Origin of the sequence: Amphritea opalescens, assembly GCF_003957515.1 — a bacterium.
GTDB classification, from domain to species: Bacteria; Pseudomonadota; Gammaproteobacteria; order Pseudomonadales; family Balneatricaceae; genus Amphritea; species Amphritea opalescens.
This window is the reverse complement of sequence record NZ_RQXW01000002.1, coordinates 314,632-336,443: the sequence shown is the minus strand read 5'-3', so window position 1 is coordinate 336,443 and position 21,812 is coordinate 314,632. Positions and strand designations below refer to the sequence as shown.

17 protein-coding genes are annotated in these 21,812 nt (G+C 43.8%); 6 read left to right on the top strand and 11 right to left on the bottom strand.

Translation table 11 applies throughout. The features are described from left to right. Positions 1–573 precede the first annotated feature (573 nt). Both EH243_RS03735 and EH243_RS03730 read left to right on the top strand, forming a co-directional pair. Positions 574–2,001, top strand: coding sequence for an FAD-binding oxidoreductase (locus EH243_RS03735; protein ID WP_126157290.1), 1,428 nt, complete (start codon positions 574–576; stop codon positions 1,999–2,001). 226 nt (positions 2,002–2,227) lie between these two features. Further along, positions 2,228–3,106: a glycine betaine ABC transporter substrate-binding protein gene (locus EH243_RS03730; protein ID WP_126157289.1), complete on the top strand. Its 879-nt coding sequence runs from the start codon at positions 2,228–2,230 to the stop codon at positions 3,104–3,106. Positions 3,107–3,329: 223 nt separating this feature from the next. On the opposite strand, the gene EH243_RS03725 is transcribed toward EH243_RS03730, so the two are convergent. The 7 genes from EH243_RS03725 to EH243_RS03695 form a co-directional block, all read right to left on the bottom strand. Beyond that, complete coding sequence (locus EH243_RS03725) at positions 3,330–4,223, bottom strand: LysR substrate-binding domain-containing protein (protein WP_126157288.1); 894 nt, start codon at positions 4,221–4,223, stop codon at positions 3,330–3,332. 207 nt (positions 4,224–4,430) lie between these two features. Further along, complete coding sequence (pcaF, locus tag EH243_RS03720; RefSeq protein ID WP_126157287.1) at positions 4,431–5,639, bottom strand: 3-oxoadipyl-CoA thiolase; 1,209 nt, start codon at positions 5,637–5,639, stop codon at positions 4,431–4,433. Further along, positions 5,639–7,204 carry a 3-hydroxyacyl-CoA dehydrogenase gene (locus EH243_RS03715; RefSeq protein ID WP_126157286.1) on the bottom strand — a complete coding sequence of 522 codons (1,566 nt, stop codon included), beginning with the start codon at positions 7,202–7,204 and terminating at the stop codon, positions 5,639–5,641. Before EH243_RS03715 ends, pcaF begins: the two co-directional genes overlap by 1 nt. A gap of 26 nt (positions 7,205–7,230) precedes the next feature. Next, positions 7,231–8,010 carry a 2,3-dehydroadipyl-CoA hydratase PaaF gene (paaF, locus tag EH243_RS03710; protein WP_126157285.1) on the bottom strand — a complete coding sequence of 260 codons (780 nt, stop codon included), beginning with the start codon at positions 8,008–8,010 and terminating at the stop codon, positions 7,231–7,233. Positions 8,011–8,023: 13 nt separating this feature from the next. Next, positions 8,024–9,682 (bottom strand): electron transfer flavoprotein-ubiquinone oxidoreductase, encoded by a 1,659-nt coding sequence (locus EH243_RS03705; protein WP_241234987.1) that lies wholly within the window; start codon positions 9,680–9,682, stop codon positions 8,024–8,026. Positions 9,683–9,752: 70 nt separating this feature from the next. Continuing rightward, positions 9,753–10,682 carry an electron transfer flavoprotein subunit alpha/FixB family protein gene (locus EH243_RS03700; protein ID WP_126157284.1) on the bottom strand — a complete coding sequence of 310 codons (930 nt, stop codon included), beginning with the start codon at positions 10,680–10,682 and terminating at the stop codon, positions 9,753–9,755. Next, positions 10,682–11,431, bottom strand: coding sequence for an electron transfer flavoprotein subunit beta/FixA family protein (locus EH243_RS03695; RefSeq protein ID WP_126157283.1), 750 nt, complete (start codon positions 11,429–11,431; stop codon positions 10,682–10,684). The genes EH243_RS03700 and EH243_RS03695 overlap by 1 nt, the downstream gene beginning before the upstream one ends. Positions 11,432–11,833: 402 nt before the next feature. Between EH243_RS03695 and EH243_RS03690 the strand changes: the two genes are divergently transcribed. The 4 genes from EH243_RS03690 to EH243_RS03675 all read left to right on the top strand — a co-directional run bounded on the left by EH243_RS03690 (position 11,834) and on the right by EH243_RS03675 (position 18,159). Then, the gene (locus tag EH243_RS03690; protein WP_126157282.1) at positions 11,834–13,492 is read left to right on the top strand and encodes a thiamine pyrophosphate-binding protein; all 1,659 of its coding nucleotides are present in this window, start codon (positions 11,834–11,836) and stop codon (positions 13,490–13,492) included. A gap of 201 nt (positions 13,493–13,693) precedes the next feature. Then, the gene (locus EH243_RS03685) at positions 13,694–15,199 is read left to right on the top strand and encodes an aldehyde dehydrogenase (protein WP_126157281.1); all 1,506 of its coding nucleotides are present in this window, start codon (positions 13,694–13,696) and stop codon (positions 15,197–15,199) included. A 78-nt stretch (positions 15,200–15,277) separates the two neighbouring features. Beyond that, positions 15,278–16,630, top strand: a complete 1,353-nt coding sequence (locus EH243_RS03680) for an MmgE/PrpD family protein (protein WP_126157280.1) — start codon at positions 15,278–15,280, stop codon at positions 16,628–16,630. Positions 16,631–16,872: 242 nt separating this feature from the next. Beyond that, a complete protein-coding gene (locus tag EH243_RS03675) occupies positions 16,873–18,159 on the top strand; it encodes an MFS transporter (RefSeq protein ID WP_126157279.1) in 1,287 nt (428 codons plus the stop codon). A gap of 288 nt (positions 18,160–18,447) precedes the next feature. On the opposite strand, the gene EH243_RS03670 is transcribed toward EH243_RS03675, so the two are convergent. From EH243_RS03670 to EH243_RS03655, 4 genes are all read right to left on the bottom strand, one after another. Next, entirely contained in the window at positions 18,448–18,627 is a 180-nt protein-coding gene (locus EH243_RS03670; RefSeq protein ID WP_126157278.1) for a hypothetical protein, read from the bottom strand. A gap of 390 nt (positions 18,628–19,017) precedes the next feature. Next, a complete protein-coding gene (locus EH243_RS03665) occupies positions 19,018–19,896 on the bottom strand; it encodes a glycine betaine ABC transporter substrate-binding protein (RefSeq protein ID WP_126157277.1) in 879 nt (292 codons plus the stop codon). Between the two features lie 39 nt (positions 19,897–19,935). Continuing rightward, positions 19,936–20,661, bottom strand: a complete 726-nt coding sequence (locus EH243_RS03660) for an ABC transporter permease (protein WP_126157276.1) — start codon at positions 20,659–20,661, stop codon at positions 19,936–19,938. Continuing rightward, positions 20,658–21,812, bottom strand: coding sequence for an ABC transporter ATP-binding protein (locus EH243_RS03655; protein WP_126157275.1), 1,155 nt, complete (start codon positions 21,810–21,812; stop codon positions 20,658–20,660). The genes EH243_RS03660 and EH243_RS03655 overlap by 4 nt, the downstream gene beginning before the upstream one ends.

Below are 21,812 nucleotides of genomic sequence, written 5' to 3'. Positions count from 1 at the left end.
GATTTGAGGGTAATTCTCCCTTTTCAGCAGGTGCTAAAAGTAGAAGTTGATTGACCATCAACGGTAGTTTAGCACCATTGGTTTTATGGGGTAACGCTTAGTAATCCCGCCCCCTCGCGAAGCGGTTTGCTTTACATCAACACCGTGTACACATGTACGATGTATATATACATCGACAGACGTGTTAAAGAACACCACATAAATGTTAAAAGACGGCGTTAGGTTCAGCAGCTTCGCTTTTTTCTTATAGCTTATAGTTCGGATTCGCTTGTAAGAAACCTAACTTCTCTAGCCCCTCGTAAGCCTGTACCACTTGCCCCCTACATACCGACTTATTCACGTGCACCTCAACCACCAACTCAAAAAATTCATCGCAGGATAAAAAAAATTCAATTGTAGTATTCCATAATTGATGACAAATTTATTATGAATCTACAGAACAGATAAATACTAAAATCTCAATGCCATATAATTATACGACAACATAAATAATGAGTATTTCGAGTTAAAAAAAAGAAAAGAAATTACCGGCAGAAATAGATTTTATTCAGCATCCACAGCGAGTAACTATCAATGAAAAAAGAAAGTGCCATTAAGCAGATCAAAGAAACATTAGGCCCTCAAGGATGGTCAAATGATCCTGATATAATGGCCCCTCTTTTAACAGATTCGGAAGGTGGTCCTCAAGGCAATGCACTAATACTTGCTTGTCCCGCAAATACGGAAGAAGTTTCGACCGTCTTACAACTGTGTCATCAAGCAAATATTCCGGTTGTACCACAGGGTGGCAATACTGGATGTTGCGGCGGGGCGATCCCGAACCAAACCGGCACTGAAGTATTACTTAGTCTACGTCGGATGAACCGTATCCGAGACTTAGATAGCACCGACTATACATTGACTGCCGAGGCTGGCTGTATTTTACATGATCTGAAGCATGCAGCTGAAGAGGCTAATCGCTTTTTCCCCCTTAGCTTAGGCGCAGAAGGAAGTTGTCAGATTGGAGGGAACCTAGCAACAAATGCCGGTGGTATTAATGTACTCAACTATGGCAACACCCGCGACTTAGTTTTGGGGCTAGAGGTAGTATTACCAGATGGTACTCTGTGGAATGGTTTACGCCGATTAAGAAAAGATAATAGTGGCTATGATCTCAAGCATCTGTTTATTGGATCAGAGGGAACACTAGGTATCATAACCGCCGTAACGTTAAAGCTTTTTCCTCTCCCTCATACTAGTGTCACCTCCTGTTGCGCACTATCTAACCTCGAAAGTGGTCTATCCCTACTTGCTATCGCGCGCGAATACAGTGGTGACCAAGTAAACAGCTTTGAACTGTTACCCCGTATTGCAATGGAAATGATCGCCAAACACCGTAACGATCTCCGTTTACCATTCCCGTCGGATGAAGCGCAATGGTATGTTCTGATGGAGCTAAATAGTAGCCGTAAAAATGATGATTTGGCAGCACTAACCGAAACCATTTTAGAAGAAGCTTTCACCAAGAACATGATCACCAACGCCATCATTGCGCAATCGGAACAACAACGAAATCAATTATGGAGCATCCGTGAAGCCGCTGTAGAGGTTCAGAAAAGCGAGGGCTATTCCGTCAGCCATGATGTAGCAGTTCCTGTTAGCAAAGTTGCCGAATTGATCAAACTTACCTGCGAAAGAGCCTCCGAGTTACTCCCTGGAATACGCCCTTACCCTTTTGGCCACGTAGGCGATGGCAATATACATTTCAACTTTTTTAAACCGGATGATATGACTGATATAGATTTTAAGGGTCTAACATCAAAGATACATACACTTGTTTATGAAACTGTTAATGAGCTTAATGGTTCGATCAGCGCCGAACATGGCATCGGACGAGCTAAGACCGATGAACTTGAAATATATCGTTCAGCCATAGAAATCTCCCTTATGAAGGCTGTAAAAGAAACAATTGACCCTAGCTATTTAATGAATCCTGGAAAAGTTATTAATCAAAAAACATAAAGCCCAACATAATATTCTAGACAACAATCATAAATCATTAACAAACCAAACCCAATTACCTCCAATATTCACCAACATCAAAACAATATTTTTTGACTAAAAATACAGTCAACGCAAAAAAAATAATGTTATATTAATTTATGCTTTTATATTCATATGAAGATTTATGAACCTATTACGACAATAATTCTTTCACTAACAAGATAAAAATTAAAGGAATGTAAGAATGATTATTAAAAAAACGCTAAAAACCATTGCTATTGCATGTTTATCATTAACCACTCTAGCACAAGCCAGTGAACTTACACTGGGAAGTAAAGCCTACACAGAACAGCTTTTAGTTGCAGAAATGACATCACAACTACTTGAGCATTCCGGTTATACTATTGATAAAAAAAGTGGCATGGGAGGCAGCCTTCTAAGAAAAGCAATGGAAAATGGGCAGATTGATATATGTTGGGAATACACTGGTACATCCTTAGTGACTTACAATAAAGTTAAAGAGCGTTTAAGCCCTGAAGATACTTATCAGCGAGTAAAAATGCTAGATGCTAAAAAAGGAATCGTTTGGCTCAATCCGTCTAAAGCTAATAATACCTATGCCTTAGCTATACGTGATAATACATATGAAAATATTAATAGCATTTCTGATCTAGCCGGTGCTTATAATTCTGGTGAAGCACTGAAATTAGGTAGCGGCCCAGAGTTTCCTAAACGATTAGATGGGTTACGAGGTTTAACCAAAACTTATGGTTTCAAAGTAAAAAGAGATGATATTGTTACAATGCAAACAGGCCTAGTCTATGACGCTTTGCGAGAAGGAGAGGTGGATATAGCCGTCGTTTTTGCCACCGATGGCCGTAATTCTGCGTTTAACTTCAAAGTTCTCAAGGATGACCTACAGTACTTTCCTAATTACGCCCTTACCCCAACACTACGTAAAGAAGTGATGGATGCTAATCCAGGCTTAGCTGACTTGCTCAATGACCTCTCTTCAAGACTTAATGATAAAACAGTGCAACGCCTTAATGGTGAAATTGCTGTACATCATAAAAGCGTTGAGGCGATAGCTGAAGCGTTCCTAAAAGAACAGAACCTAATTTAATATTTCATCCCGCCCCTCCATCATTCAAATATACATTTCAATGATGGAGGGGATTATTTATAGACGATGCAGACCATTGTCAAAAAAACTTACATCAGAAGATGATCTTTCCTATAAAAATCATTACCTACAAATGATATTAAATAACGACAAGTCATTTATCACTCTTAAAAAACATTATTCTACAAGTATAAAATCTAAAAATAAGGACACTCAAGGTGTTCTATTTTAATAAGTTATGACATTCATCTAGTAACCAATCACGTAAACTCACGACGGTATCAAAATTAGCATGGTGCTCTGGATAGACCAGATAATAGCCTTTACCTGTTTTTATTCGAACAGAATACGGCTCAACTAAACGCCCATTACTAAGGTAATCAACAACATAAGGCATACGCCCAATGGCAATACCTAATCCTGCTGATGCGGCCTCAAGAACTAAACCCCGACTATCAAGATCAAGCCAGTGTGCACTAGGTAACTCCTTGTTACCCGCAGCAGCTAGCCAATGCTTCCACTCATCAGGATCTAAACTACAATGAATCAACGTGTGCTCTGATAGCTGGTCTAAATTCTCAATGGGGGGCAATCTTTCAGCAAGATCTGGACTGCAAACTAAAAAAAGCTCATCCTCCATCAGAAAATCGCTACGCAGGCCGAGCCAATTGCCATCTCCATACCGAATAGCGGCGTCGATATCTCCGGTGCTAAATTCCACGGAGTCTGTCGCACTAAGTAGTTTTATATCGAGGTCTGGATGGCGTAATTTTAACTTTGGCATTAAACCCAGCAGCCAACAAGATGCTAGTGAATGTAATAGGTGTAAGACAAGCGAAGAGCGCTTGCCTCGGTCGGTCACAATATTTGTCGCATTCTCTAACCGGTCAAATATATCTTGTATACTTTCTAAATAGGTAGCTCCAATCCTCGTTAGCGTTGGTTTACCTTTTTCGCGATGGAATAACTGTACGCCAAGATACTCTTCAAGAGAACGAACTTGATGACTAACAGCAGAAGCAGATAAACATAAGTCCTCCGCTGCCATTTTAAAATTATTATAGCGCGCAGCTGCTTCGAAAGAACGAAGCGCAGCAAAAGGAGGTAAACGACGCATTAATTCAAACTCCAAGTTAAACAATACCCACTCAATCTGAGTAGCTTAAACTTTTGAAAAAAAATATAGCAATTGTTTATAATAAGCAAGGAAGTACTGCCTAAATAATCTTCAATTACCCCCTAATTTGTGCGCTTACTGACTTTCCACTTTATTAACCCTTGTGCTAGTTTAGCATTGCGGCCTTTCAATAAGCGCTATAACAATTTAAACGCGTTCAATAATTAACGCAATACCCTGCCCCACACCAATGCACATAGTACATAGGGCATATCGGCCACCGTTACGATGTAATTGATACATTGCCGTTGTCACAAGGCGAGCCCCGCTTGCTCCCAATGGGTGACCTAGAGAAATGGCACCACCATTAGGATTAACCTCTTCAGCATCATCTGCTAAGCCTAGATCACGCATTACCGCCAAACCCTGTGAAGCAAATGCTTCATTCAGCTCAATCACATCCATCTGATTCAAAGATAGACCTGTTTTTTTCAGCAGTTTTTTAGTTGCCAGCGCAGGCCCAAAGCCCATTATTCGCGGCTCAACTCCGGCAGTCGCCATACCAACAATACGGGCTTTAGGCGACAACCCATATTGCTCAGCCGCTTCTTTAGTGGCTATGAGTAATGCACAAGCACCATCGTTAACGCCTGATGCATTCCCTGCCGTAACTGAACCTCCATCTCGAAAAGGCGCCCGTAACTGACTCAGCGCCTCCAGTGTCGTCGACGCACGAGGATGCTCATCGGTATCAATAATAACCGGCTTCCCCTTACGCTGTGAGATAACAACAGGCACTATCTCTTCATTAAATAAGCCTTGCTCCATCGCTCTTGCCGTTTTTTGCTGACTACGAAAGGCGAATAGGTCCTGGTCTTCACGAGAGATGTTGAATTCTTCCGCTACATTTTCAGCGGTTTCAGGCATGCTTTCGACGCCATATTGCGCTTTCATCTGCTTATTAATAAAGCGCCAACCAATCGTAGTATCATACAAACCATTAGGATTGCGGCTAAAGGCGGATTCAGCTTTACCCATCACAAAGGGTGCGCGAGACATCGACTCACAACCACCAGCCACCATCAGATCCGTTTCTCCCGACTTTATCGCACGGGCGGCAGTACCGATGGCATCCATACCAGAACCACAAAGACGGTTAATCGTTGTACCCGATACATCGATAGGCATCCCAGCGAGCAGTGCAGACATACGAGCTACATTACGGTTATCCTCTCCCGCCTGATTAGCGTTACCATAGATAACGTCGTCTACTTGATCCCAGGGCACCTGAGGATTACGCTCCATTAATGCTTTGATCGGAACGGCCCCTAGATCATCGGCACGTACCGAAGAGAGGCTACCGCCATAACGTCCAAATGGTGTACGAACAGCATCACAAATATATGCGTCTTTCATTAACAAACTCCTTTCTGTTCAGAATAGCCTTTAGCCATTAATACCTTTTCTGCAACCTTTCGTCGCAGTAAAGGAGAGGCCCGATAACGGTCTTCGCCGTAAACGGCCATTAGATTGTCTATCACTGCCAACGTATAGTTCAGACCTAAGGCATTCGCCCATTCAATAGGGCCAAATGGATAATTAACACCGCCTTTCATAGCAATATCGACTGCGGCTTCATTGCACACATTCTGATTGACGGCATCGAAACCTTCATTTGCTAAGGCACAGACCGTACGCATGACCACCATCCCAGGGATATCATCAATAATACTCACCGCTTTGCCTATTAACTGAAATAAACCACTAGCAGCCTTTACAGCCTCTTTAGAGGCTCCGTCCGATGGCGCTAAAGCGATTCGAGAAGCCTTCTGATAATCCAGTGCTAGATCAAAGCTTATTAAATTTGGTTGATAACTTTCCGCTGCACGTTGAGTGGTGAATTGGCCATTAGTTAACATTAAAATAGCCTCGCCAACCTTAATCATTCCTTCATCATCATCTTCACACTCACGCTTCACGATGATGCCCTTTTCCTCGATCAGCGAAATAAGCGGTTCTGCAATACCTAATCGCCCTTTCACTGTAATGGCCGCAGGACAAGAACTTAGGTCCACCGTTGAAGGTATCTTTGTGATGTTTCCCTTTTCAGACGATTGACTGTAGTCATAGAAACCCTTACCACTCTTACGGCCTAGGTGTCCCGCATCGACCAGTTCTTTTTGAATCAATGATGGCAAGAAGCGCTGATCATGATAAAAAGCCTCGAAAACAGAACAACTGACCGCATAGTTCACATCTTGGCCGATCAGATCCATTAACTCGAACGGCCCCATCCGAAAACCTCCGCACTCTCGCAACAAAGTATCGATCGTCACAAAGTCCGTCGCACCCTCTTGATTTATACGTAGACCTTCCCCGTAAAATGAACGAGCAACACGGTTGACGATGAACCCCGGAGTGGATTTAGCGTGGACGGGCAACTTAGCCCAGCTAATTGAAAGATTATAGATATCTGTTGCAACCTGAGGGTCTGTTTCTAAACCACTAATGACCTCCACGAGCTTCATGATAGGTGCAGGGTTAAAAAAGTGCATACCAACAAGGTTTTGTGGGCGCTGTAAGCTTGAAGCAATAGCGGTGATTGATATAGACGATGTATTTGTGGCAATAATCGTCGACGCAGAACAAATTTCTTCCAATTGACGACATACCTGTTGCTTGATATCAAGACGCTCAACAATCGCTTCAATAACCAAGTTAGCAGGGGCTAGATCCTCAATGCTAGATACCGCCTGAATACGTGAAACTAATGCGTCAGCATCTTGCTTCGTCATACGCTCACGTTCAACCAATCGACTCAAGCCTTTGGCCGTATTCACAATGCCCTGCTCTGCAGCCCCTTCAACGGCATCAAAGAGTAAAACTTGATGCCCTGCGCTAGCGGCCACTTGGGCAATGCCTGCGCCCATAGCTCCCGCACCAATAACGGCAATAACAGACTCTTTAGAAAAACGACTCATCACTTTAACTCCGAACTTAACTGTTATTATTGGCCTTTGAATATTGGCCGGCGCTTTTCCATAAAAGCAGAAATACCTTCATTGCGATCCTCGGTTGCAGCCAACAAAGTAAATGCCTTACGTTCAAGCTTAAGGCCAGTATCCAATGTCGTCTCATAGCTATTCAGTAAGCATTCTTTGGCCAGACGCACGGCTACCGGTGGTTTTTCTGCAATCACCTTAGCTAAGGCTAATGCTCGGGAATAACTCATTTCAGGAAGTGTTACTTCACTAACAAGGCCAAATGTCCGTGCTTGTTCGGCATTGATGAACTCCCCAGACAAGACCATTTGCATCGCCATAGATTTACCGACGGTCCTCAATAACCGCTGTGTTCCACCAGCACCGGGGATAATGCCAAGATTGATTTCCGGTTGACCAAACTGAGCATTATCTCCAGCAATAACAATATCGGCATGCATGACTAATTCGCAGCCCCCGCCTAGGGCAAAACCATTAACTGCAGCAATGAGAGGTTTAGGAAATTGGGCAATACGGCGCCAGTAACCCGGTCGAGGGTCACTCATTACCCCAATAAAATCGAGGGCTGCCATCTCCTTTATATCTGCGCCCGCCGCAAACACTTGTTCACCTCCGGTGATAACCACAGCGTTGACAGAGTCGTCTCTCGCTATCTGTTCCAGAACACCTGAAATCTCCTGTAACAGTCTATTTCGTAATGCATTTCGAGCGTCAGGACGATTTAGGCGAATGGTAACCACTCCAGCATCAATCTCTGAAACAAGAATATCTTTATATGGCAACATCTCTTATCTCCACCTACATATTTGGATAGTTAGGGCCGCCGCCACCTTCAGGGGCAACCCAAGTAATATTTTGGGCGGGATCCTTGATATCGCAGGTTTTGCAATGAACGCAATTTTGAGAATTAATCTGAAACAATTTCTCGCCGCTCCCATCCTCAATAATTTCATAAACCCCAGCAGGGCAATACCGTTGAGCAGGTTCGTCAAATTTCGCTAAGTTATCCCCTAACGGGATCAGACTATCTCTAAGCCTTAAATGACACGGCTGATTTTCCTCGTGATTAGTGCTAGACAAAAATACAGATGAAGGCTTATCAAAACTCAACTGACCATCGGGCTTTGGATAAGCAATCGCCGCAGACTGGCTCGCTAGTTTCAGTCGACTGTGGTCTGGATTATTGTCACGAACAGTGAACGGAAGACTACAAATATTTTGATCGATTAGGTTCAATGCACCGCCTAAAACCGTGCCATATTTATGCAGTAATGGCCCAAAGTTACGACTTTTATATAACTCGTCATAAACCCAAGAAGCTTGAAAATTTTCACCATAGGACTCTAAGTCATAACCACCTTCGGCCCCCTCTGCTTCTGCATCCATCAACGCTGCAAACAAGGTTTCAGCAGCGACCATGCCTGACTTCATCGCTGTGTGAGTCCCCTTAATTTTAGAAAAATTCAAGGTACCTGCATCGCAACCTAACAATAAAGCACCGGGCATACTCATCTTCGGCAAAGCATTAAAGCCACCTTTAGTGATAGCCCTTGCACCATATGCAACCCGCTTACCTCCGCTTAAATATTGAGCTATTAGCGGGTGATGTTTCATCCGCTGAAACTCATCGAACGGACTCAGATGCGGGTTATCGTAATTCAAGTCCGTAATAAGACCGACAACAACCTGCGCATCCTCTGCGTGATAGAGAAAAAAACCACCGCTAGCACCGGCCTCCTTTAAGGGCCAACCCGCACCATGTAACACCAGTCCAGGCTGATGTTTAGACGCATCAATATCCCAGAGTTCTTTAATTCCTATGCCGTAATGCTGCGCATCTTTACCTTCATCCAGTTGATACTTAGCAATTAGCTCTTTACCTAAGTGCCCCCGGCACCCCTCACTGAATATGGTATATTTTGCCAGCAGATCCATTCCAGGCATGTATGTCTCTTTCGGATTACCCTGCGCATCGCACCCCATATCCCCAGTACCAATACCCGATACTTGTCCTTCAGCTCCGTAAATAATATTCGCCGCAGCAAATCCTGGAAAAATCTCGACCCCTAACTGTTCGGCCTGCTCCGCCAACCAACGACATAAATTGCCAACACTGCCGACATAGTTACCATGGTTATGCATTGTCTTCGGCACTAAACAGTTCGGAATTTTACTGCCTGATTGCCCATTATTAAGTAGAAAAACTTGGTCGCACGTAACCTCTGTACTCAGTGGAGCACCTAACGCTTTCCAGTTTGGAAATAATTCATTCAGAGCTCGGGGCTCAATGATGGCACCCGATAGAATGTGTGCACCGACCTCGGAGCCCTTTTCAACGACGCAGACGGTTAATTCTTCGCCTTTATCCTGCGCCTGTTGCATCAGTCTGCAAGCAGCAGATAAGCCCGCAGGTCCAGCCCCAACAATAACAACATCAAATGTCATCGACTCACGCATATTCACTCCCTCTAGAAACCCTACATAGGCTTCAGAACCTGATCACCGTACTAATTAGGTCATATCAGAGTTAAAGCTTATCCGCCAAATCAGGTAACGCGACAAACAGATCGGTAACCAATCCGTAATCTGCGACCTGAAAAATCGGCGCCTCCTCATCCTTATTGATGGCAACAATGACCTTGGAATCTTTCATACCAGCTAAATGCTGAATAGCACCGGATATCCCTACAGCGATATAAAGATCTGGCGCAACAATCTTACCCGTCTGCCCCACTTGCATATCATTCGGAACAAAACCGGCATCCACCGCCGCACGCGAAGCGCCTACAGCCGCACCCAATTTATCGGCAACCTCATCAAGCATAGAGAAGTTCTCTCCATTACCCATACCACGACCACCCGACACAATGACGTTAGCCGCCGTTAACTCAGGTCGTTCACTCTGCACAACTTGCTCTGCGATGAGATTTGAAATACCCGCGTCATATACGCTATCGACAACCTCAATAACAACACTGAGATCCTGCTCAGCCGCCCCATCGAATGAACTCCCCCGTACCGTCATTACCTTGATACGGTCTAGGGACTTCACCGTCGCAATAGCATTACCAGCATAGATAGGACGCGCAAAAGTATCGTCACTATCGACTCTAATAACATCTGAAATCTGGGCTACATCCAACAGCGCTGCAACACGTGGCATGATGTTTTTACCCATCGTTGTCGCCGGCGCAACTAGATGACTATAATCCTTAGCGAGATCAACAATTAATTGACTCATATTCTCAGCTAATTGATGTTCATACACGGCACTATCTGCTAACAACACTTTGCCAACACCGGTAATTTTTGAAGCGCTGTCTGCAACAACCTGACAGCCATAACCCGCGACTAATAGGTGGACCTCTCCTCCGATGCGAGACGCTGCATTTACCAAATTAAGATTAACCGCCTTCAGAGACTGATTATCATGCTCTGCAATAATCAACGTAGCCATCAGATCACCTTCGCTTCATGCTTTAATTTTTCGATTAGTTCCGCTACAGAAGCAACCTTAACGCCAGCCTGCCGCTCAGCAGGTGCTTCAACTTTTAGTAACTGTGTATGCTGCTTAATATCCACACCTAGCTCTGCCGGCGTTGTCATCACCAAAGGTTTACGTTTTGCTTTCATAATATTCGGCAGTGAAGCGTAGCGGGGTTCATTCAAGCGCAGGTCAGTCGTGATAACCGCAGGCATTGCCAACTCAACCGTCTGCAAACCACTATCGACTTCACGAGAAACCTGAACTTTATCACCATGAATTTGAATCTCTGAAGCAAAGGTGCCTTGTGGCATATTCGTCAGAGCAGCCAACATCTGTCCCGTCTGATTATTATCAGCATCGATTGACTGCTTACCTAAAATAACGAGACTGACTTGTTCTTCTGCGACAACCTTCGCCAGTATTTTCGCGACATTCAACGGTTCAATTGAAGCCTCGGTTTCAACATGAATGCCTCGATCAGCACCTAAAGCTAAAGCTGTCCGAATTTGCTCTTGGCAAGCTTTATCACCAATAGAGACGACCAACACTTCAGAAGCATCTCCCTTTTCCTTCATTCGCACAGCTTCTTCAACAGCTATTTCACAGAATGGATTTAGAGCCATTTTTACATTATTTAAGTCGACATTACTGTTATCCGACATCACTCTAATTTTGGTATTTGCGTCGATAGTACGCTTAACTGTTACCAGTATTTTCATAGGGTTATCATCTACACTTGTTATTTTTTAATTCAAATCACTACACGGATGAATCGTGAACTCATGCTGCTTTAATTCATAAAAAGCGGCAAACGAAACAATTTCAGCCTGAAGTGAATTAATTTAGAAGGCCTTTTACTCAGCAAAGGTAAAAAAGGTTTACGGAGAAGGTTCTCAGTGAGGAAGAAATTTATTCACGAGCTGACAAAATTAATTCGTTTGCTACGTTCTCAAATACTGAGCAACAATTGATCTAACATTTCAGGCCGTTATTTATACAGTTTTAATATGGCCTGTATTGCAATGAACATAGCTAGCGATTTTGTGACTATCATCCACTAATTGGTTGATACTCCTTACCGCTAATGGACAACAATAAATTGATGAACGAGTAATCTAGCAATGGTAAAACGTACTGGCGGCAATGTTTTAATTAATGCACTAAAAATCAACAGTGTAGAAAAAATCTTTGGTGTCCCAGGTGAAAGTTACCTAGCAGCACTAGATGCCCTTTATGATCAAAAACCGAGTATGGAATACATCACGTGTCGCCAAGAGGGTGGATCCGCCTTTATGGCCAGCGCTTATGCTCGTCTCACTGGGAAAGCAGGGGTTTGTTTTGTTACCCGCGGCCCTGGGGCAACTAATGCCTCTATTGGTGTTCATACCGCGTTTCAAGATTCAGCACCCATGATCCTACTGATTGGCCAAGCGCCTAGACGCAATCTCGAACGTGAAGCATTTCAAGAAATAGATTACCGTCGTATGTTTGGTCAAATGGCAAAATGGGTCGCTCAGATTGATGATCCAGCTCGTATTCCAGAATTCATAAACCGTGCATTTCAGGTCGCCCAATCCGGACGCCCAGGACCTGTTGTACTCGCATTACCAGAAGATATGTTGCGGGAAGAAACAGATGTGGCAGATCTGACACCCGCCATCCCTATCAAAACTTGCCCTGGCAGCGCTGAATTATTACAGATACAAGCGATGCTGGCTGAAGCAACCAAGCCATTAGTCATTATTGAAGCCGCCTGCTGGGAAGACGAACCCCGTCTAGCATTCGAAGCATTCTGTTTACGCAATAACATACCTGTCGCCGCTGCTTTTCGACGACAGAGTTTATTCGACAATCATCATGAATGTTATGTCGGTGATTTAGCTTGGGGGAACATCGACAGCCTGACAAAAGCGATTGATGAATGCGATCTACTAATCGGCTTTGGCGCTCGCCTTGATGAAGGGACTACCTGTAAATATACGACGTTAACACCTCCATTTCTAAAGCAAAAATTCATTCATATATATCCACAAGCTGAAGAACTTGGTCGAGTATTTAAAGCTGACCTAATGGTGAATGCCGGTATTAGTGAAATGGCACTCGCACTTAGCGAAATAGATATGAAGAGTCATAAGCGTTTTGCTAACTGGCGGGAAACCTTACGCCAAGGTTACATTCAGTCGCTCACCGCTGCGCCGCAACCTGGCGATTTAGATATGGGTAAAGTGATGGCTCACCTACGTGAAGTCCTCCCTCGAGATACAATCGTTACAACCGGCGCAGGCAACTGCTCTGACTGGCCCAATAAGATTTATCAATATAGTGGCAAAGGCACCAATTTATCATCCGTTAGTGGCGCAATGGGATATGGGGTTCCTGCAGCAGTGATGGCCAGTATTGTCTACAGAGACCGCACCGTTGTTTGTATCTCCGGTGATGGCGACTTTCTGATGAACGGTCAAGAGTTGGCAACCGCGGTTCAGTATGGCGGAACACCTATTATCCTCGTCGTTAACAATGGGATGTATGGCACGATACGAATGCATCAACAGATCCGTCATACCGGCAGGGTGAGTGGTACAGACCTCGTGAATCCTGACTTTTCCGCATATGCAAAATCGTTTGGAGCTTACGGCGAAACGGTAAAACGGACTGAAGACTTTGCCGGAGCCTTTGAGCGTGCTCGTAATTCTGGCCTCGCGGCAATATTAGAGTTACAGATTGATCCCGAATCAATTTGCTACAACACCCCAACTCTTAGCGACCTTGCTCCCATATGAAGAATAAGTCTTATATGGGCTAGAACAGAATACCGCAATGTAATAGATAACTTGAGTGGTTCCAATCATCGGTAATCCATTCGTATTTTCCTTGTCAATCTATTCAATGCTGTAAACAAGGATGCGGCGGTCTAAATACCGACAATTGAGTTACAACGCTTAGCGTTCGTTACCTAAGCATTAAGTTAAGGAAACATTATTGTGCAAGACTTACTAAACAAAGATCATGCTTTCTGGAAAGCTAAATCAAACAATGTCCGTATTGAAACGGGGTTGTATATCGATGGTGAGTTTCATGAAGGTAGCGAAGGTCATCGACTTGAGACCGTTAACCCCGTTAATGGGAAAATCATTGCAGAGCTTGCCATTGCGACGAAGACCGATGTAAACGTGGCTGTTGCATCCGCTAAACAAGCATTTCAATCAGGCGTCTGGTCACGGATCGCCCCACGTAAACGAATGGATATACTTTTCCGTTTTGCTGACTTAGTCGAAGAAAATGCAGCTGATCTCGTTGTACTTGAAAGCCTCGATATGGGTAAACCTGTCACGCGCATCATGACGGCAGACTTACCAGAAGTACTCAGTACCATTCGTTATTTCGCAGAATGCATCGATAAAATAGATGGTGCGGTTACCAATACTGACCCAAGCGCTTTCCATTACATTTTACGCGAACCACTCGGTGTTGTTGCTGCAATTACTCCTTGGAACTTTCCGATGATGCTCGCGATGTGGAAGGTTATTCCCGCATTAGCAGCAGGCAATACAGTAGTACTCAAGCCTGCCGAGCAATCACCACTTAGCTGTTTGCGTTTAGCTGAACTATTTACTGAAGCCGGAGGCCCGCCTGGCGTATTCAACGTCATCAATGGTCCAGGGGAAGTAAGTGGTAAGGCTCTGGCGCTTCATATGGACGTATCCAAGATATGCTTTACCGGATCGACTGAAGTCGGCCGACTCATGATGATTTACGGTGGTCAGTCAAACCTAAAAAAAGTATCCCTAGAATGTGGCGGCAAAAGCCCTCAAATCATTTTAGCCGATGTACCTGACTTAGATGCCGCTGTCGATGCAGCGATAGCGGGCATCTATGCCAACTCAGGACAAATTTGCAGCGCAGGTTCACGCCTGCTAATTGAACGCCCAATTCATGCTGAATTCGTTAAACGCTTTACTCTCAAGGCGAAAACCGCATTTGTTCCCGGCGACCCACTCGATCCCGCAACGACGATGGGCCCCCTTGTTAGCCATAGCCATTGTCAAAATGTTATGGGGTATATAGAAAAAGGGAAGAAAGAAGGCGCGACTCTGCTATTCGGAGGAGATCAGCCTGAAGAATTTAGTGATGGCGCTTACCTCAAACCAACGTTGTTTGACGAGGTAACGCAAGAGATGACTATCGCACGAGAAGAAATTTTCGGCCCCGTTGCTGTCATCATCCCCGTCAAAGATGCAGATGAAGCAATCAGCGTTGCCAACGATAGCATATATGGCCTGGGTTCATCGGTCTGGACTCGAGACCTAAGTAAAGCACACAAGATGGTTCGCGAAATTGAAGCCGGTGTCGTTTGGGTCAACTGCTATGGCGACGGCGACGCAACACAACCATTCGGTGGCTATAAGCAGTCAGGTCAGGGCCGTGATCGTGGATTAGATTGTTTGCTCTCCTATACCCAAACTAAATCCGCTTGGATCAAATTATAGATTTTATTGCTCAGCAGAACAGCAAGGTCGTATAAACCTTGCTGCCAATCCTACAACAAATATTAATAGAGGCATCCCATGGGACGTAATGTTACTGAGTTTATCCAAAATTTACGCTACGAAGAGATTCCAGATGATGTACTGGCCGTTATGCGCCGAAGTTTATTGGATACCGTTGGTGTCGCGGCCATCGGCAGTACCACACGAATCGGTGGTATCGTAAAAGAGTTTGTACGCATGCAGATGCCTGCAGGTGAAGGAACGCCAGCCTCACGTTTACTCTTTTCCGGATTAACTGTCAGCCCGATGGGCGCAGCGATGGCTGGTGCATTCACCATTGACTCAGTCGATGCTCATGACGGATATTCAAAAGTAAAAGGCCATGCTGGATCAGGAGTCTTTCCTGCAGTAATCGCCGTTGTTGATGACCTACGTCGTCAAGGTCAAGAAATTTCCGGACGCGATTTATTAGTGGCTCTCACAATCGCCTATGAAGTCGGTTATCGATCAGGGCTTTGCATGCACGGGACAGTGCCTGACTACCACACATCAGGGGCTTGGACTGCTGTTGGCGCCGCAGCCGCCGTAGCGCATTTACTCAAACTCAATACTGAGGAAATCCAACACGCTTTGGGTATTGCCGAATATCACGGTCCTCGCAGTCAAATGATGCGCTGTATTGATCATCCTACGATGTTACGTGACGGTGTTGGCTGGGGCTCACCAACCGGTGTATCTGCCGCTTATATGGCACAACAAGGCTTCACTGGTGCACCAGCGATAACCGCAGAAGGTGATGACGCTGAGCCATATTGGAATGACTTAGGAGAGCGCTGGGAAGTCAATAATACCCATTATAAAGCCTACCCTGTATGCCGCTGGGCTCATCCTGCTATTGATGCAGTACACGACCTTATGCGTGAGCATAACATTAGCAGCAGTGAGATAGAGCGAGCCAGAATCAAAACGTTCCACTATGCCACACGCTTAGCGGGTCATGCACCAAAGACCATGGACGAGCTAACCTATGCTTTAGCATATCCATTTGCCATCATGGCCGTTCACGGTGAAATTGGGCCACTACAGCTCCAAGAAAGCATTTTGAGTGATCCAGAAGTTCAACGAATCAGCCTTGCGACTGAACTCGTCGATGACGAACACTACACACGTATCAGTACTGATAAACGCTGGGCTGATGTAACACTGTATCTAAACGATGGAAGAGAAGTACAATCCGATGCACGTACTCCTAGAGGCGATCCGGATAATCCGTTGTCAGACAAGGAAATCAGTGAAAAATTTCACTTACTTGCCGATGATGTGATCGGTATCACCCGCGCAGAAGAAATTGAGCAATGTATCGCCAAAGTATCTTCTGATGACTTTGATATAGACCATTTGCTTACGTTAATCACAGCTTCAGCCGACTAACAGAATGTATAAAGCAGTTATAGGTAATCCTATGACTGCTTTTAAAAAACACACATTCATCAATGCCGCACTACCTAGAAAATTCCATCCACAACCTGATACCCCCGATCAATTAAAAAAGCCTAGCCTTACATGTTTTAAGTGTTAATCTTCCAAAAATATTATCGTTATCAAAACCTCAGCACACCCTAGGTTAATCATTAAAACTAACGTCATCAATACTGAGTTAACGATTACTTATTATGAAAAACCTCCTTAAAACAGTTTCATCTTTGCTCTTGAGTCATGGATGCTTACTGATTGGTAACGGATTATTTATGACGTTACTAAGTCTACGCGCAAACCTCGAAGGCTTTTCGACCGAATTAATAGGCCTTATTATGAGTGGGTATTTTGTAGGCTTATTTATAGGGGCACGTTACTCAAGCAAACTGGTTAGTAGAGTAGGCTATATTCGTGCATTTAGTGCGTTTGCATCACTTATATCAATTACCCCACTGTTACACCTTTTTTGGGTTTCTCCCGTTTTCTGGTTCACCTTAAGAGTGTTTGCCGGTTTTGCAATGGCAGGTATGTTGATGGTCACTGAAAGCTGGCTTAATGCCAGTGCCAATAATAAAAACCGTGGCAGTTTACTCGCTATCTACATGGTCATTAATTTCCTAGGCGCAGGTATGGCTCAATTATTACTATTTGCGCATGATCCCAGTGATTACCAACTGTTCACACTAACCTCAATCTTTTTTTCACTGTGCTTACTACCGGTCACACTAACTAAAACACCGGCCCCTCAACCAGACCCTTCTGGCCCTTTAAAAATATTGCCCACACTAAGAAATACGCCCGTCGGTTTCTACGGTGCCATCTGTGCCGGCTTAATGAATGCATCGTTCAATACCATGGGGCCACTATTTGCTCTGGAACTAGGTTTGAGTGCGAGGCAGATTTCAATGTTTATGGCACTTGGTATTTGTAGTGGATTAGTACTTCAATCCCCTATCGGGAAACTATCAGATCGAATAGAACGCCGAAAAGTGATCGTGATGGTTTCGACCTTAGTATCCCTTTGTTGCCTAATCATCACACTACAAGTCATTATGGGCTATCAATTAAGCTGGTTATTAGTAAGTATATTTTTATATGGCAGCCTAGCATTCACAACATACTCTCTGGCAGCAGCGCACTGTAACGATTGGGCTGACCCTGAAAGACGAATGCAAACAACAGGAGCCTTGTTAGTAGGGTTTAGCATTGGAGCTATTAGCGGGCCTCTAATTAGCGGTAGCTTGATGGGGCTTGTCGGTCCTGCTGGCTTATTTAGCTTTATAGGTATTGTTGCATTACTCCTTGCTCTCTACACTCTTAGTAAAATATCTGCCAAACATACTCGCAGTAGACTCAAAAGCCCTTACATTCCCCGCCCGGGATCCTATTATACTTCCGGTGAATTATATCGAGCCGTGCAGAAGTCATCAAAAATTTCACAGACCGAAGCCGAAGAAGATAAGCCTAAAGAAAAAAACCATTAGTCCTCATTTTTCATAAACATGCCTGTTAACCTTGAACATCACTCGCCATGCGCCCGAATTTCTCGAAGGATTACCATATGACGCTATTTTCGATGTTCAAGACGCAATCCATCTTCCCCCATCGATTTGAACCGTAGGAGCTCACTTTATAAACTCCGTAGGCAGTATTTGAACGGCCTAGGCCAAATTAACCCCTTTTGATTTAGACTACCCGCTCACAAAAAGTGGATTTTCCGAGTGTGAGCCTCACTATTGGCGCAATCTTAATTCGCTTTAACCGGAGCTTGCTCACACCCAACGAGGGAGCTTTAAATTTAATATTTCCCGCTGTTTTTTTTCAGACAATACAAACACTAACGTAGAGAGTACCAGTACCACTGATTGATCCAGACCAAGGCTTACAAGAAGAGAAGAGGTGAGCAAAGTACTTTCAGCAAACAAACCCAGATGCTGATTCTTGATATCCATATCCCCATACCGCCTCACTCAGAGTCATCTACATCATAGCCCTGGGCACGTTGCTGTTGCTGTTGCTGTTGCTACGACTACGTTGCGGGAAAAAGCACTAAACTAATGCTGTAGGATGTCTCCTTTCCGCAGGCTAGAAGAGTTAACCATTAATTGCGTCATAAGAGAGGTTTAATCGTATCGCCATTAGGGCGCGTTGGTACGGCCTAATGTAACCATGACTTGTCCGACTGAGCTGAGTTGCTCCGCCAAAAGAACACCACCGATACCATATTGAGCCATCAAACCTGCTGAGCATCGGCACTCAAAGCCATTCATATAATTAATCTATACAAATAAAAATTCCAGCTTAGCGCTGGAATTTAGTCAATTTCATCATTAATTAATTCTTCAGATTAATTTCACTTCCTTCAAAAAGCTCGAGGAAACCTCTCGAATACTTTTATTATTCACCGCAACTTCCCCGTTAAGACGTTGCATTGTTTTATCATCGAGTTTTCCTGAAAGCTCGTTGAGCAACCCAGAGAGTTCAGGATTAGCATCTAAAACCTCTTTTCGAATAGTAGGCGTTAAAGCATAACTAGGGAAAAACTGTAGATCATCCTCTAGCACCTCAAAGCCAAATGCAGAAATTCGCCCATCAGTTGCAAAAATCATCGCGATATCAACTTCACCATTATGCAACGCATCGTAAACAAGCCCCGTTTGCATAGGTACTACGTTCTTACGCTTCATTCTGAAACCATAGGTCTTTTGTAACCCGATAAGACCGTCTGCTCGCTTTGTAAACTCAGCACTCACCCCCATCTTCAGTTCCGTACCTGACTTATAGGTGGCAGCCAATTCTGAAATACTATTCAGATCTGTATGATCGCCCTTTCGACGAGCCAGCGCGTATGTATTATTTGCTTTTGATGGGGTCAGCCAAACAATACCCTTTTTAGCATCCAGCGTTTTAACTCGTTCATAGGTATCTTCTGGGCTTAAACGTTCTTTAACTTTATTATACGTAATCAATGACGTCCCTGTATATTCCCAATACACATCAATCTGACCATTGACCATCGCTTTTCTCAACAGGCTCCCTCCCATCCCGGTTGTTTGCTTTATTGAGTACCCTGCCTTCTCTAAAAGTTGCGTAGTCATTTCAGCGATCAGCAATTGTTCGGTATAACCCTTTCCTCCCACAACGAGTTCATTAGCTTGAGAAATCGAACTCAAAAACATGCAGAAAATTGCTATCAACTTTAGTGATTTCTTGATCAACATTTTAAATTCCTTTGATGTTTATTCTTCATAGTTATGCAATTAGCGTAAAGGATTCACACCTCTTGGAATTAGCCAATATTGAAGCTGGCTAAAAATAAAATCGACAATTATTGCTAATAAAGCAACGGGGATAGCACCAGCAAGCATCATGACCATTTCATCCATATCAATGCCCGTGAATATCAGCTCTCCTAGACCACCAGCACCAATCAAAAAAGCCAACGGAACAGTACCTATATTGATGGCGATAGCTGTACGAATACCCGCAAAAATAACGAACAGTGCATTGGGCAGTTCAACTGACAGTAGTATTTTCCACGTAGGCATCCCCATTCCATTTGCACTTTCAATGAGAAATTCTGGTACTTCTTTCAAGCCCGCATAGGTATTCCGAACGATTGGAAGCAGTGTCGCCAACCACAACGCAAACAATGCAGGCAGAGTACCAATACCAAGAAAACTCATACTTAACGCTAAAATTGCTAGAGTAGGCACAGTCGTCATAATATTAAGCGGCTGCATAAGCGTTTCTGACCATTTACTCATATAAGATCTGCTTAACCAAACACCTAGAGGAATCGCTATAATGATAGCGAATCCACCCGATAACAGCGTCATTGTTATATGCTGCATAGTCAGATAAACGATATCTTCTTGATAAAAGAGGAATTCTTCAATAATCCCACTTCTCTCACTCAAAACGCCTAACAAGAAAACACAAACGAGTGCGGCAACTCCGACAATAAATGATTTGGATTGAGTCATACCCCCTCCTGATATAGCTCGGCCAGTGCTCCATCGTTATCGTTATAGGTTGCCGCTAAATGATGGGTTACGCCTCTCTGAGTAATTTCGCCACAGAAAACTCCTTGATCATCAACACAAGGCATCCAAGTAGTATCATGACTGAACATTTTTGAAGCTACTGTTCGTAAATCATCATTAATATTGACGATCGTTCTCAAGCCATAATGATGGTCACCACACAACCCTTGTTTCGTTTGTGCTATAGAGCGATATACCGAACCAATTGGATGATTCTTTTTGTTTACCAAAGTAATCGCCGAATGATCCCTTTCAACCATCAATTTTAAGGCCACTTTAAGGTCATCATCCATTCTAACTCGCGGTGGAGACTTCACCATAACATCGCGAACTTTTACCAACCTAAGCCTTTTAAGCGTTCTATCGGTCCCGACAAAATCCTCTACAAACTTATTTTTAGGGTGCGCTAAAATATTATCAGGCGTGTCGAATTGAATGAGTTTGCCGCTATTAAATATAGCAATCTTATCCGCCATTTTTACCGCTTCATCGATATCATGACTAACAAAAAGAATCGTTTTTTTGAGCGTTTGTTGCATCCTCAAAAATTCATCTTGAATAATCTCTCTATTAATAGGATCAATAGCACCGAAAGGCTCATCCATTAACATCAAGGGTGGATCTGCGGCTAATGCTCTAATGACCCCTACTCGCTGTTGTTGCCCACCAGAAAGTTCTTTAGGGTAGCGTTTCATATACGCTTTTGGCTCCAGCGCCACCATATCGAGCAATTCTTCTGCACGAGCTAGATAACGCTTTTTATTCCAGCCAAGAAGCTTAGGAACGATGCTAATATTTTCCTCAATGGTCATGTTTGGGAATAAACCGATTTGTTGAATCACGTAACCAATATTACGTCGTAGTGTAATCGTATCTAAACCGGTTGTATCTTCGCCATTAATCAGAACACGACCCGATGTCACTGGAATAATTCGATTAATCATTTTAAGCGTGGTGGTTTTACCGCAACCGGAAGGGCCAAGTAAAACACAAATCTCACCTTCGGGAACTTCCATAGAAATATTATCTGCGGCAGTTGTAGCCTGACCTTGAGATTCGAAAACTTTAGTAAGATTTTCCAATTTAATCAT

Coding starts and splice junctions, on each gene's coding strand:
- EH243_RS03695 (WP_126157283.1), bottom strand. CDS start 11,431: ATGAAAATACTGGTAACAGTTAAGCGTACTATCGACGCAAATACCAAA.
- EH243_RS03680 (WP_126157280.1), top strand. CDS start 15,278: ATGGGACGTAATGTTACTGAGTTTATCCAAAATTTACGCTACGAAGAG.
- EH243_RS03655 (WP_126157275.1), bottom strand. CDS start 21,812: ATGATTAAATTGGAAAATCTTACTAAAGTTTTCGAATCTCAAGGTCAG.
- EH243_RS03660 (WP_126157276.1), bottom strand. CDS start 20,661: ATGACTCAATCCAAATCATTTATTGTCGGAGTTGCCGCACTCGTTTGT.
- EH243_RS03700 (WP_126157284.1), bottom strand. CDS start 10,682: ATGGCTACGTTGATTATTGCAGAGCATGATAATCAGTCTCTGAAGGCG.
- EH243_RS03690 (WP_126157282.1), top strand. CDS start 11,834: ATGGTAAAACGTACTGGCGGCAATGTTTTAATTAATGCACTAAAAATC.
- EH243_RS03725 (WP_126157288.1), bottom strand. CDS start 4,223: ATGCGTCGTTTACCTCCTTTTGCTGCGCTTCGTTCTTTCGAAGCAGCT.
- paaF (WP_126157285.1), bottom strand. CDS start 8,010: ATGTTGCCATATAAAGATATTCTTGTTTCAGAGATTGATGCTGGAGTG.
- EH243_RS03730 (WP_126157289.1), top strand. CDS start 2,228: ATGATTATTAAAAAAACGCTAAAAACCATTGCTATTGCATGTTTATCA.
- EH243_RS03675 (WP_126157279.1), top strand. CDS start 16,873: ATGAAAAACCTCCTTAAAACAGTTTCATCTTTGCTCTTGAGTCATGGA.
- EH243_RS03670 (WP_126157278.1), bottom strand. CDS start 18,627: ATGGATATCAAGAATCAGCATCTGGGTTTGTTTGCTGAAAGTACTTTG.
- pcaF (WP_126157287.1), bottom strand. CDS start 5,639: ATGAAAGACGCATATATTTGTGATGCTGTTCGTACACCATTTGGACGT.
- EH243_RS03715 (WP_126157286.1), bottom strand. CDS start 7,204: ATGAGTCGTTTTTCTAAAGAGTCTGTTATTGCCGTTATTGGTGCGGGA.
- EH243_RS03705 (WP_241234987.1), bottom strand. CDS start 9,682: ATGCGTGAGTCGATGACATTTGATGTTGTTATTGTTGGGGCTGGACCT.
- EH243_RS03665 (WP_126157277.1), bottom strand. CDS start 19,896: ATGTTGATCAAGAAATCACTAAAGTTGATAGCAATTTTCTGCATGTTT.
- EH243_RS03735 (WP_126157290.1), top strand. CDS start 574: ATGAAAAAAGAAAGTGCCATTAAGCAGATCAAAGAAACATTAGGCCCT.